At 42.7% G+C, this 12,486-nt stretch carries 13 protein-coding genes; 8 read left to right on the top strand and 5 right to left on the bottom strand.

The window, feature by feature from the left end:
• Positions 1-47 precede the first annotated feature (47 nt).
• The 3 genes from QJS82_RS04375 (at position 48) to QJS82_RS04365 (ending at position 1,161) form a co-directional block, all read left to right on the top strand.
• Positions 48-371: a hypothetical protein gene (locus QJS82_RS04375; RefSeq protein WP_201618608.1), complete on the top strand. Its 324-nt coding sequence runs from the start codon at positions 48-50 to the stop codon at positions 369-371.
• A gap of 86 nt (positions 372-457) precedes the next feature.
• Complete coding sequence (locus QJS82_RS04370) at positions 458-811, top strand: hypothetical protein (protein WP_281491346.1); 354 nt, start codon at positions 458-460, stop codon at positions 809-811.
• On the top strand, positions 808-1,161 hold the full coding sequence (locus QJS82_RS04365; protein WP_281491345.1) for a TusE/DsrC/DsvC family sulfur relay protein: 354 nt from the start codon (positions 808-810) through the stop codon (positions 1,159-1,161). The genes QJS82_RS04370 and QJS82_RS04365 overlap by 4 nt, the downstream gene beginning before the upstream one ends.
• Before the next feature lie 93 nt (positions 1,162-1,254).
• Here the strand turns inward: QJS82_RS04365 and QJS82_RS04360 are convergent, their stop codons facing one another.
• Complete coding sequence (locus QJS82_RS04360) at positions 1,255-1,827, bottom strand: tRNA (cytidine(34)-2'-O)-methyltransferase (RefSeq protein WP_281491344.1); 573 nt, start codon at positions 1,825-1,827, stop codon at positions 1,255-1,257.
• A gap of 272 nt (positions 1,828-2,099) precedes the next feature.
• On the opposite strand from QJS82_RS04360, the gene QJS82_RS04355 reads away from it, so the two are divergent.
• The gene (locus QJS82_RS04355) at positions 2,100-2,240 is read left to right on the top strand and encodes an entericidin A/B family lipoprotein (RefSeq protein WP_144296920.1); all 141 of its coding nucleotides are present in this window, start codon (positions 2,100-2,102) and stop codon (positions 2,238-2,240) included.
• Between the two features lie 70 nt (positions 2,241-2,310).
• Here QJS82_RS04355 and hemW read toward each other — a convergent pair whose 3' ends face one another.
• Complete coding sequence (hemW, locus tag QJS82_RS04350; RefSeq protein WP_438656492.1) at positions 2,311-3,693, bottom strand: radical SAM family heme chaperone HemW; 1,383 nt, start codon at positions 3,691-3,693, stop codon at positions 2,311-2,313.
• 260 nt (positions 3,694-3,953) lie between these two features.
• Here hemW and QJS82_RS04345 point away from each other — a divergent pair, with 260 nt between their 5' ends.
• The 4 genes from QJS82_RS04345 to accC all read left to right on the top strand — a co-directional run bounded on the left by QJS82_RS04345 (position 3,954) and on the right by accC (position 8,358).
• Positions 3,954-4,445 carry an EVE domain-containing protein gene (locus QJS82_RS04345; RefSeq protein WP_281491343.1) on the top strand — a complete coding sequence of 164 codons (492 nt, stop codon included), beginning with the start codon at positions 3,954-3,956 and terminating at the stop codon, positions 4,443-4,445.
• A 345-nt stretch (positions 4,446-4,790) separates the two neighbouring features.
• Positions 4,791-6,158, top strand: coding sequence for an MATE family efflux transporter (locus QJS82_RS04340; protein ID WP_281491342.1), 1,368 nt, complete (start codon positions 4,791-4,793; stop codon positions 6,156-6,158).
• Between the two features lie 251 nt (positions 6,159-6,409).
• Positions 6,410-6,838 (top strand): acetyl-CoA carboxylase biotin carboxyl carrier protein, encoded by a 429-nt coding sequence (gene accB, locus QJS82_RS04335; RefSeq protein WP_201624799.1) that lies wholly within the window; start codon positions 6,410-6,412, stop codon positions 6,836-6,838.
• 158 nt (positions 6,839-6,996) lie between these two features.
• Entirely contained in the window at positions 6,997-8,358 is a 1,362-nt protein-coding gene (gene accC, locus QJS82_RS04330) for an acetyl-CoA carboxylase biotin carboxylase subunit (RefSeq protein WP_183617923.1), read from the top strand.
• A gap of 164 nt (positions 8,359-8,522) precedes the next feature.
• Here accC and QJS82_RS04325 read toward each other — a convergent pair whose 3' ends face one another.
• The 3 genes from QJS82_RS04325 to leuA all read right to left on the bottom strand — a co-directional run bounded on the left by QJS82_RS04325 (position 8,523) and on the right by leuA (position 12,284).
• The gene (locus tag QJS82_RS04325; protein ID WP_438656657.1) at positions 8,523-9,470 is read right to left on the bottom strand and encodes an IS256 family transposase, variant Zn-binding type; all 948 of its coding nucleotides are present in this window, start codon (positions 9,468-9,470) and stop codon (positions 8,523-8,525) included.
• A 114-nt stretch (positions 9,471-9,584) separates the two neighbouring features.
• Entirely contained in the window at positions 9,585-10,202 is a 618-nt protein-coding gene (locus QJS82_RS04320; RefSeq protein ID WP_281491341.1) for a hypothetical protein, read from the bottom strand.
• 297 nt (positions 10,203-10,499) lie between these two features.
• Complete coding sequence (gene leuA, locus QJS82_RS04315; RefSeq protein ID WP_281491340.1) at positions 10,500-12,284, bottom strand: 2-isopropylmalate synthase; 1,785 nt, start codon at positions 12,282-12,284, stop codon at positions 10,500-10,502.
• Positions 12,285-12,486 lie beyond the last annotated feature (202 nt).

Raw genomic sequence — 12,486 nt, 5'->3', positions numbered from 1 at the left:
CCAGCTTAGCAATAACGGTTCGCGATACCTCAGATTAGGAATACATCATGAAATTACTCATTCGCTTGCACACAGCTACTGAGATGGCAAGCTATGAAGGCTGCGCGCTGGCTTTAACCTTAGCGACTTTCGGTCATGAGGTGCAGCTGTATTTGGATGCGCCTGTATTTGGCTTTTTAATGCAGCCTAACTCACGTCTACATGGCATGATTCAGTCGCTTGAGTTATATGATATGCCAGCTGCTTGGTTACCGGACGATGTGTTTAGCGGTTGGATTACCGGTATGCTACCGGCTGATTTGGCGACGCAATTAACCTTGATTCCAGAGGTAGTAAATTCGCAAGATTTTGACCAGATTCTGGTTTTTTAGTAGCTGCTTTTAGTACTAGTACGACTCTTCACTCTTAATATTTAGTTTGATATAACAATAAATACAGTAAGCAAGCGGACACGATTATGGCAACTTTATACCAATTACATTGCAGCATGGATACGCTCAGGCGCGCTACAGAACAGATGGCATCGACGTGGCGTGCGGGTGATAGCATTATATTATTAGGCACGACTGTGGCTTTTATTGACTGGTTTAACGCCTATTTAGGTGACCTTGAGAGCATCGAGATAGAAGATATCGCTGCTATTTATGCCCTCGCCGAGGATGTGGCACAGCTTAGTGTTGATACAACCGCTAAGCTAAACCTTACTACGAAATTAACCGCTATTTTAAGCAATGATGAATGGGTCGCCTTAACTCAAAATACTCATGCTAATGGCGCTAAGTTTGATAAAGTGGTGACGATTGCTCTATGAATAATGACAATACAATCATTCCTATCACAGCAGCGCTCAACGTTGAATTAGATCAAGACGGACATTTATGCGACCATACGATTTGGACGCCTGCGATTGCGCAGCAACTCGCTAACACTCTAGATGTGACTCTAAATGCTGAACATTTAGCAATCTTACAACAGGTACGCGCATTTTTTGGCAAATTTAACCACGCCCCTGCTACCCGCCCGCTGATTAAATGGCTACAGCAAACTTTACCTGAGCACGACATCAGTAATCAAACGCTACAGCAGCTATTTAATACTGGTTTGGTCGCCCGTCACGTCAATCGTCTTGCAGGTTTACCAAAACCGCCTAATTGTTTATAAAAAACGTGGTTTATAAAAAAAGCAGTAAAAAAGAGGTTAAAGAAAATCATTAGTTTAATTCTCTTTAACCTCTTTTTGACGTAACTACCTTCTCTATTTCGGATCATAAACCGTCAAGGTCTCATAACCGATACTGCGACCTTCATCACCGTCAAACCCTTGCTGTCGCCAGACTTCATACAAGCATATTGCCACGCTATTAGACAAATTTAAACTGCGCGAATCAGCGAGCATTGGTAAGCGTAGCCAGTTATCAGCACCAATATCTGCGCGGATATCATCTGGTAGCCCTGCCGTTTCAGAACCGAAAACCAGCGCAACATGATTTGATGATGGGCTAGTAGTCGACTGATTGTCTGATTGGTCAGTCGTTTGCCCGCTAAAATCATAGTCATAAAACGGTTTGCTAAGCTTGGTCGTAAGCGCGGTAATAATATCGCAACCAGCAGCTTGCAGCGCTTGTTTGGTCATTGCCCAATCGTCATGTACTTGCAGATGGGCATATTCATGATAATCCAAACCTGCGCGGCGTAGCTTCTTATCGTCGAGCTCAAACCCTAACGGTCTAACCAAGTGTAGCTGCGCCCCACTGTTGGCACATAAGCGAATAATATTACCAGTATTGCTAGGCATCTTTGGCGCTACCAACACGATATGAATGGTCATACGAACTCCGTCAATGGTTTGGACTTTATATTTGGCTTATATAGCAGGCGTAATCAAAAGTTACAGTTTACTGCCAATAATTACATTTTGATACTGTGTTCTGATTTTAACTTTGATTATGATGGCTGTAACGGACAACGAGATGGCTTAAAAACATTGTTATCCTATCATGCAATGTTATCGTATCCTGCAACCCCTCAGTAAAACTTAAGCAAAACACTAAGTTTTACTGTTATTACTTATAAAACCCTGTCTTTTTTGAGGAAAAAATTATGAAAAAATTGGTTATCGCATCTTTAACTGCTATGTTTGTACTAACTGGTTGCAACACTTTTAAAGGTCTAGGTCAAGACGTTTCAAGTGCTGGTGGCGCCGTAACTGGTACTGCACAAGAAGTACAAAACAAAATCTAAGTCTGAATATTGTTAGACTTATTTTAAAGAGGCTTATCATTTGGTAAGCCTCTTTTTTTATCTTTTGATTTTACAAAAATTCTCTTAAGATTTGATTCAGATACCTTTTACCCAATGCAGTCGGCTGTAAATGCTCATTATCATCTATCAATAGCCCTTGTTTAATGAGCTTATTCACCTCTAGAGCAATACTGTCATAGCTCAGTCCAGTACGAGCCTCAAACAATGACCACGCCACGCCATCATGTAAACGTAACGCATTGAGCATAAACTCACTGACCAGCTCATCACTTGCAATTGCCTGCCAGCCGACCATTTTTGGCGGCATTGGCGTCTTTGGTATGGTTACCATTTGGTTGTTTTGGCTTATTTCATTCTGCTTAGCCTCATCTTGGTAGCCCATATAGTCTTTGGGCAGACGTGATTTGCTAAAGCGATAAATACGTGACTCGCCTACTGTCTCCTTTAATGCCTCTTTTGACACCTTCTCCGCAGTCCACTCTTTAATCGCGGCGTCATCAATGGTGACTTTACCGTGAGCACCAGCACCAATAGCTAGATAGTCGCCAAACTGCCAATAGTTGATGTTGTGACGGCAAGGCTTATCGGACGCACCTGCCCATGCCGACACTTCGTAATTGTAATAGCCCAAACTTTCAAGCAATGCCTGACCCGCTTGTTCGATATCCGCCAAGCTATCTTCATCGGGTAAAATCGGCTGACTGCGATAAAACACGGTATTTGGCTCAATGGTCAACTGATACCAAGAAATATGCGTAGCACCTGCGTCATGTGCCATTTGAATATCGTTCAATGCTTCACTCATCGTTTGCTTTGGTAACCCATGCATCAAATCCACATTGACACGCTCAAATCCAGCGCTACGAGCCGCTTTAATGGCAGAGAGCGCTTGGGCTGGATTGTGAATGCGCCCCAGTGTGGTGAGCTGCTCAGCAGCAAAGCTTTGTACGCCAATCGACAAACGATTGATGCCTACCTTCAAATACTCCGCAAATGGTGCATGCTCAAGGGTGCCTGGATTGGCCTCCATCGTTATTTCAATGTCACCGACAAACCTAAAAATCTCGCGCAGACTGTTAAATAAGCGTTGATACTGGGCAATGGGCAGCAGCGAGGGAGTACCGCCACCGATAAATACTGAGCTGATTTCTCGCCCTTGGGTTAACGCTTGCTGCGACGCTGCATCAAGTATTAGCGCATCAACATACTCATCATACATAGACAGCTGGCTGTCAATCGGCAGCTCATGCGAGTTAAAATCACAATAAGGGCATTTTTTGACGCACCACGGAATATGAATATAAAGCGCCAATGGAATATCTCTGACATCGAGCGCACTTATACTGTCAGGACTTGTATTGTCATGATTTGAATTATCACGATCAACAGCGCCAAGGTTGTTGGAAAAATGAGACAATTTGATATTTGACATAAGCGCACTTATCTATAAAGGATTAGCTGCTATCATCAGCAGAAAGTAGCGCTAGGATAACGGCTGGGCGAGCTAAAGAAAAGCCTAATCAGCATAAATTAGACATAAAAGCAGTGACAAAAAATGGTGTTTAAGCTGATAGCTAGAATACAAAAAAAGCTCAATGACCATATAAGATGAGAATCTATAAATAGCAGCATTTAAACTCATCACTATTAAACCGTTATTATTACACTAATAATTTTACAAGGATAAAGACCATGGCATATTGGCTTATCAAATCCAATCCCCGCTGTTTTAATATAGAAGACTTACAACGTGCGGGCACGGAGATGTGGGATGGCGTGCGTAACTACCGCGCCCGCAACTTTATGCGTGACGATATGAAAGTCGGAGATAAAGCGTTTTTCTACCATTCGAGCGCACGACCTTCTGGTGTCGCTGGCATCGTGACCATTAGCAAGGCCGGCTACCCTGACATCACCCAATTCCATCCTGAACACCGCCATTATGACCCTAAAGCAACTGAAGATGAGCCGCGCTGGTATATGGTAGATGTGACTTTTGAGCAAGCTTTTACGGATATATTGCCCTTAGCACAACTTAAGTTTTTGCCGGCGCTTGAGGACTCCTTGTTGCTGAGAAAAGGTTGTGAGCAGCTAACTATTCTTCCGCTTGAACCCAAGCATTGGAACACGATTATGGATATGGCAGAAGAGCTTAATCTGTTGCCAGAGAATGCTAGTCTTTGACGCTTACTGTATGGCTTACAACGCCTTAAAATTCAAGAAAAAGTGATGCTTTAGTATTAACAAACACTTCTAAAACGTTGACATCAGACTTAAGCTTGTTTACCATTATTTCTAAAAATAACCTGTCAATTCTGCTTGCGAATTGACGGGTTATTTTTATTTTAGGGCATCCATTTTTACTTTTATACCTAGCCGGCCTATTGTTACTCAGATTGCACTTGCTCATATTATTTATCGGAGTATTATCGTCGCACCAATCCTATTTTACTGTCTTGCTATTAACTTGTTGATGGCAGCATTTGCTCATCTACAATCATTACCGCAAAGAATAAAAAGTTGCTTATTATGGTTTTCCCATTATCTTTCAGAGATTTTAAAAGTTACAGCTTACGCTTAGGCGTACTTGCACTGCCTATTTTGATTACCCAGTTTTGCCAAGCCGCGCTGGGTGTTGTCGATGCCATTATGGCCGGTCAAGTCTCTGCCCTTGACCTAGCCGCCGTCGCTGTTGGTTCCGGTATTTGGCTGCCATTATTCTTATTGGCGACCGGTATTTTGATTGCCACGACGCCGCTCATTGGCGAAGCAATCGGTCAAAACAAACACAGCCAAGTACCACACATCACCCAACAGTCTTTATGGACGGCAGGTGTCATTGGTATTCTCGGTTTTGTTATTGTCAATCTGGCACCTAATATACTTGGGGTGATGGGTGTACCTGAAAACATCCAACCTATCGCTTCTCAATATCTACGAGGTGTCTCATTCGGCTTCCCTGCGATTGCTATTTATGCGGTACTGCGCAGCTATTGCGAGGCGCTTGGTCGACCAGAGCCTGTCACTGTTATCAGTATCATCGGGCTGCTTGCCGATATTCCGCTTAACTACATTTTTATCCATGGTTTATTTGGTATGCCTGAGATGGGCGGCGCAGGTTGCGGGGTTGCAACCGCAATCGTCCTTTGGATTAATGTCATACTATTAGCGACTTATACCAGTTTTACGAAACGTCAACAGTTTGCCAGTACGCGCTTCTTTTATGCTTTTGCCCGTCCCAATCGCACGCAAATCAAAAAACTATTAAAGCTTGGTATCCCGATTGGCATTTCTATCTTTTTTGAAGCCAGTTTATTTAGCTTGGGAGCCTTGGTAATCAGTCCCTTAGGCGAGCTTGCAACCGCCTCGCATCAGGTGGCACTATCGGTGACCTCGCAGCTGTTTATGATTCCTATATCAGTCGCGATGGCGCTGACGATTATGGTGTCCAACCGCTTTGGTGAAAAAAACCTGATGGCATTACGTCAGGTACAAGCCACAGGTTTGATATGGACGGTAATCATTGCCCTTACTTGTATGCTTGGCATTTGGTTATTTAGACCGCAATTGGCCGCGGCCTTTACCGACAATCCCGACGTCACAGCCCAAGCCATGCACCTACTTATCTTTGCCTTAGCCTATCAGTTATTTGATGGTTGGCAGGTCAATGTCGCCGGTATATTACGCGGTATGCAAGACACCACCATACCGATGTGGGTCACGCTATTTTGTTATTGGCTCGTGGCCCTACCACTTGGTATTTATCTCGTGCGCTTTACCGACGTTGGCGCGCAAGGTTTCTGGATGGCACTTATCACCGGCTTATTCCTATCTTCCATCTTGCTTACCGTACGTTTGCGCTATCAGCAAAAACGCTTGACGATGATGTGGGCTTAATGCTGTCATTACCTTTATCCAATCGTAGCGTCTAGTAACCATTACTAGCGCTACCTTGTCACATAGACTATGATAAATCATTAAGTATTTCTTACTCTATAAGATAGCTTACGTCATAATATGTAAAAAAACTCAGTTAACAACTGTACATCGATTGCTCATTGGCGTGAATATAGGTATCATTAGCAATTACCAACACAATATTTAGTTACACTATTTTCTCGAATTTAGTACAAGGCAAAATTAAAATTATGGATATTGAAAAAATACGCACCCTGATCGCACTCATGGAAGAAAGTGAACTGGTTAATTTAGAAATCAGCTCAGACGACGAACATATTAGCTTAACTCGTCACTATGATGCGCCTGCACCAACGATGATGGCCGCTCCTAGTGTTGGCGCTGCGCCAATCGCTGCTGAAGCCACAGCTGCTATCAAAGCTGGTAGCGTTGAGACATCGCCGATGGTTGGTGTTTTCTATTCAGCCCCAAGCCCTAACGATCCACCGTTTGTAAAGGTTGGACAAAAAGTACAAGCGGGTGACACGCTTGGTATTATTGAAGCCATGAAAATCATGAATCCTCTTGAAGCGACTCAAAGCGGTATTGTGGATGAAATCTTAGTAAATAACTCTGAAGTTGTGCAGTTTGGTCAGCCGGTCATACGCTACAAAGCGTAACGCTGTTTCCAACCTTTATTTTGTAATGATTGAGACCTCGTTATTATTGATACGGCATCAGCGCTCAATTTACCTAAATGAGTTGTATCGTCATTTATTTTTATGATGTCTAAAATAGCGACTTTATCAATGACTGCCGCTTCAACAAGGATGACCCCATGATAAAAAAACTGCTCATCGCCAATAGAGGTGAGATTGCCCTACGTATCGTTCGAGCTTGTAAGGCGCTTGGCATAGAGACTGTCGGCGTCTATTCTACCGCTGATGCAAATTTGATGCACTTACGCTTTGTTGATGAAGCAATCTGTATTGGCAAACCCAATGCCAACCAAAGCTATCTTGATATCAATACGATTTTGACCGCCGCTGAAATTACTGGTGCTGATGCTATTCACCCTGGTTACGGCTTTTTAGCTGAAAATGCCGAGTTTGCTGAGCGTATCGAAGAAGCCGGATTGACCTTCGTTGGCCCTAACGCCGATCATATCCGCTTAATGGGTAATAAAGTTTCTGCCATCAATGCTATGAAAAAAGCAGGTGTGCCAACGGTACCCGGTTCAGTGGGTGCGGTGACCATGCACAATGCGGAAGAGCAAGCACGCAACATTGGCTTTCCTCTTATTATTAAAGCAGCTGCAGGCGGTGGTGGTCGTGGTATGCGCGTCGTTGAGCGCTTTGAGGAAATTATTGGTCAAGTGCAAGCGGCAAAGCAAGAAGCTGAATTGTGGTTTGGCGACGATACGGTCTATATGGAGCGTTATCTACAAAATCCGCGCCACGTAGAAGTACAGGTACTTGGCGACGGCAATGGTAATGCGATTCATCTTTATGACCGTGATTGCTCTTTACAGCGCCGCCATCAAAAAGTATTAGAAGAGGCCCCTGCCCCTGATATCCCTGATGATGTACGTCAGCCTATCCTCGATGCCTGTGTCAAAGCCTGTAAGCTGGTCAAGTATCGCGGTGCTGGGACATTTGAGTTTTTATTTGAAAACAATGAATTCTTTTTTATCGAGATGAATACCCGTGTACAGGTTGAGCATACCATCACCGAGATGATTACAGGTATCGATGTGGTCGTTGAGCAGCTTAAAATCGCAGCGGGCTACGGTTTATCTTATCGTCAAAGCGAAATTGAAGTTCAAGGGCATGCGATTGAATGTCGTATCAATGCTGAAGATCCAGTGACCTTTATGCCATCACCCGGTACTGTCACTCAGCTGTACTCACCTAGTGGCGCTGGCGTTCGCTTTGATTCACATCTCTATCCCGGCTATGAGATTCCAAGCTACTACGACTCACTCATTGGCAAGCTTATCTGCCATGGTCAAACGCGGCAGCAAGCAATCTCTAAAACCTTGCACGCACTTGATGAATTGGTTATTGAAGGTATTAAGACTAATATACCGATGCATCGTGATGTAATTTTGGCTGATGATAAATTTGTCCATGAAGCACAAAATATTCATTATCTTGAAAGAGAGTTATTAACGGCCAATAAAGACAAGGCTGATTCATAGTCTGTCTAAATGCTATTGTTTTACAAGAAAATTAATAAAAAAACCGCTATTCAAATAGATAGCGGTTTTTTAATGTGTCTGGATTTTATAAATGACATTTTTGGTGTAATGGACAAAATTCATGCTAAAAAGTAGAAGGTAGTCGCTAATGGACATAATTCATGCTATTTGAGTGACTTTGACCCTAGAAAGTCTTTAATAAACCGTAACTTACGCTGCTCATTTAGACCGTGATGACTGTGTAATTGTCGCTTTAACTCACTGAATAATCCTTCAAGAGAATTGGTGGTATTTGGTATGTCTAAGTGCTCATATTCTTGATAAGTGAATAGCCAATCGCTATTGGTTCTGAGGCTGCGATAAGCACTTCTAAGACGTTTGTGAGTGTACCAACTTCTACCAGTATCTTCATTGGTACTACGCTCACTAAGATAGTCTTCATGAGTTAACAACCAATAATCTAAGCATTTTGTGAACGGGGCTTTATCAAGCTGTGTTAAGTCTAAAGTAAGCCCTCTAAGCTCGATACTAGCAATATTTTTAGGGCGACGAGTGAGGTAACGAGTCACTATTTGTACCTGATGAAACTGGCACATCTGGCAAGGGGTGTGGGTAAATAACGTACGCAGTCCTCGTCTACCATCACAGGTAATGCTTTGTATATCAACGCCTAACGATGCTAGATGATCAATTCCTTGTTTGTAGGCACTGTTGGTTTCATGACTGACTATCGCGTAGTAAAGAACGGCTTTAGTGGTATTGTCCATAAAAACCATTAAACCGAACTTACGACCGAAGTAAGTGGTATCCATGATGATGTTAGCGGTATTTGGTCGCTTAACTTGATACTGGGTACTGACTTTGTCTAAGCGTCTTTGAATGGTTTTAAGACTACAGCTATACTTGTCAGCCAGTTGTTTGTAGGTCTGTTTCCCTTGGGTGTATTCGGTCCAAAGGGTCTGGTTATTGAGTCTTTTGCCACCTAAAAACTGCCGTCTGCAAACTAGACATTGATACTGTTGTTTGCCTAGCTTGAGTCCATTCTTTTTGATGTGTTTATCACGACAAAAAGGGCAGTTTTTTGATTCATCGCGTTGATTCCTTGCAAATATAGATAGTATATAGCGTTAGACCCTACGCCAGCATGAATTTTGTCCATTACACCACATTTTTAAATTTTATAGATAACAGTTTATAGACGACAGTTTATAAATGATAATAAAATATTATGGTAATACTCTAGTGAAATTCATAAAGCATTCGGTACCATCAGGGTCGGCACACCACTGCATTTGATTACCGTCATGGTTTAAAAACGCAATCAGCGCCTCATCAGTCTGATCTATCTGATTGCCTGAGCAATCTACCTCATTGTTGTCATAGACCGTTTTGAGAGCAATAATCGGCAAACCCTCTTCGCGGTGAGTGACTAGGTAGCGACCATAGGTCCATTCTTTACCGCTGACCGCCCACATCTCATTATCCGCAGCAAAGTTATATAACTCACGGCATTGATTGGATTTCGCTGCTGAAGCCATCAGTTTTTGACCGGTACTCGGCTTTATATTAACGATACGTTTTTCATTTTGGCTCAGTAGTCCATCTTTTGTATCAGCGTTTACTTTTGGCTCAGCACTTTTTTCTTTTTGCTGCTTGGATGCTGCTTGTCTGGCCTCCGCTTCTTTAGTCATTGTGATACTACTGTCTAAATCTATTTCCCACTGTCCGGCAATGGCGGGACTGATATGCGTGGTAATCGTGGGCTTACTGACGACTTCACCATTCGCTGGCAGTGAAGCTAAAATAGATGCCAATGTAAATGAAGCAAATGATATAGGTTCCATAATTAACCTTGTTTTTCTACTATTATAATAATGAATGATATATACATTAGCGTAAGTCTTAGACACCAAAAACACAAGTAACATTATGCTATCACTCGTAAAGACGTCGCTAAGCACGTACTCAGTTATCATGATTTCAATATAAAAAAGGTACTTTTAAAATAGCGTTCTGCTAAGTTAAATTCTTACATAAAAAATAACGCCATGGCTAACTTGCTGGTTGCAAGAGCCATGACGTTATAGATTACTGTCTTAAATAAACTGTCTTAATACTAATACTATTTTAATATTATGAAATTAAGCAGCGGCGGTATTTACTGCTTGAGCAAAGGCGGATAACGCGCCTTTAAGCATCGCCGATACGGTACTACTACAAGTACCAATACCTGAATAAACCTCACCGTCGACATTTAGCTGAATGTAAGCGGCAGCGTTGGCGTTGGTTTTGTTATCATTATTGGTATCATCATCGATGCCATTACCGCTATTGTGCTGCGGATTAATCGCGTGCTCAGCGTAGTTGATGACATGGATAGATTTACCCGTATGCTGGGCAAGTCCGTCAATAAACGATGACAAGGGACCGTTACCCGTACCATCAATAGTAATAGCGTCGCCATTCATCTGTACTTGACCGTTAAAGTACACCTCACCGCCTTTGTTATTGACACTATAATCTAGAAGCTCAAAGCTGCCTTGCTGCAAATAAGTGTCTTCAAAGGTTTGTAAGATCTCATCATTCTGTAATTCACGGGCAGCGCTTTCCGCTTGCTTTTGTACCACACCGCTAAAGTCAATCTGCATCCAGCGTGGCAAGTTAAAGCCATAGTTACGCTGCAAGATATAAGCAACGCCGCCTTTACCAGACTGGCTATTGATACGAACCACGTCTTGATAGCTGCGACCGATATGCGCCGGATCAATTGGCAAGTACGCCACGTCCCACACATTTTCGGTCTGCTCGGCATGCTTTTCATTATAATCGAGGCATTTTTTGATGGCATCTTGATGCGAGCCACTAAAGGCGGTAAAGACCAACTCGCCAACGTACGGATGACGAGGATGAAGTGGCAAATTATTGCACTCGCTCACCACCTGTACAATCTCACTCATATTACTAAAATCAAGCTCTGGATCAACGCCTTGGCTGAACAAGTTCATTGCCATGACCATGATATCCATATTACCGGTACGCTCACCATTACCAAGCAAGGTGCCTTCAATACGATCGGCACCAGCAAGCACGCCAAGCTCAGCAGCAGCTACGGCACAGCCACGGTCATTATGGGTATGCAAACTGATGGTGACATGCTCACGTTTGGCAAGATGACGACAGAAATATTCAACTTGGTCAGCAAAGACGTTTGGCGTTGATGCTTCAACCGTCGCAGGCAAGTTTAAAATCACTTCTTGACCATTTTCAGGCTTCCAGACATCACAAACCGCGTCACAGACTTCGACTGCATATTCCGTTTCAGTTTGGCTAAAGCTTTCAGGTGAATACTGGAATACCCATTCTGTTTCCGGATATTTGGCCGCGTATTCGACCAATAAATTAGCACCGGTAATGGCAATCTCTTTAATTTCAGCTTTATTTTTACCGTAAACTTTTTCGCGTTGGATACGGCACGTTGAGTTATAAACATGGACGATAGCACGCTTCGCCCCTTTTAATGATTCAAAAGTACGGGCAATCAAATGCTCACGCGCCTGCACCAATACTTGCAAGGTGACATCAGCAGGCACATGGTTTTCTTCAATGAGTTTACGTGCAAAATCAAACTCAACTTGCGCCGCTGACGGGAAACCAATTTCAATTTCTTTAAAACCCACATCGACCAATGTTTTAAAAAAGCGCATTTTTTGTTCAATCGTCATTGGATCAATTAGCGCCTGATTACCATCACGCAGGTCCACGCTTGCCCAAATTGGTGATTTCTCAATCGTTTTGCTCGGCCAAGTGCGATCTGTCAGCACAGGTGCAAACGCAAATGGACGATATTTACGGAAATCGAAAGCGGCATTTTTTGGGGTAACTTTTGCAGAGGTGTTGTCTGCATGGCGTGTTGCTTGATTAGGCATAATCAATCCTTAGATAACATAAAGAGCTGAGTTGAAGTGTAGATTTTAGCGGGGCAACTAATGACCAAATCATTCTTTATCATACGAGATAATAAAAGTTTATGCCATTATAATAACAAAGTTTCTGTGTTAGAAATCAGCTTTATTTCACCAAAATTTATAGTAGTTTAGTGAAAAAATTCACAATTATGATTATAATTGC

This window comes from Psychrobacter maritimus (assembly GCF_029953575.1).
GTDB classification, from domain to species: domain Bacteria; phylum Pseudomonadota; class Gammaproteobacteria; order Pseudomonadales; family Moraxellaceae; genus Psychrobacter; species Psychrobacter maritimus.
The sequence above is the reverse complement of the archived record's forward strand: the minus strand, read 5'-3'. Positions and strand labels throughout refer to the sequence as shown.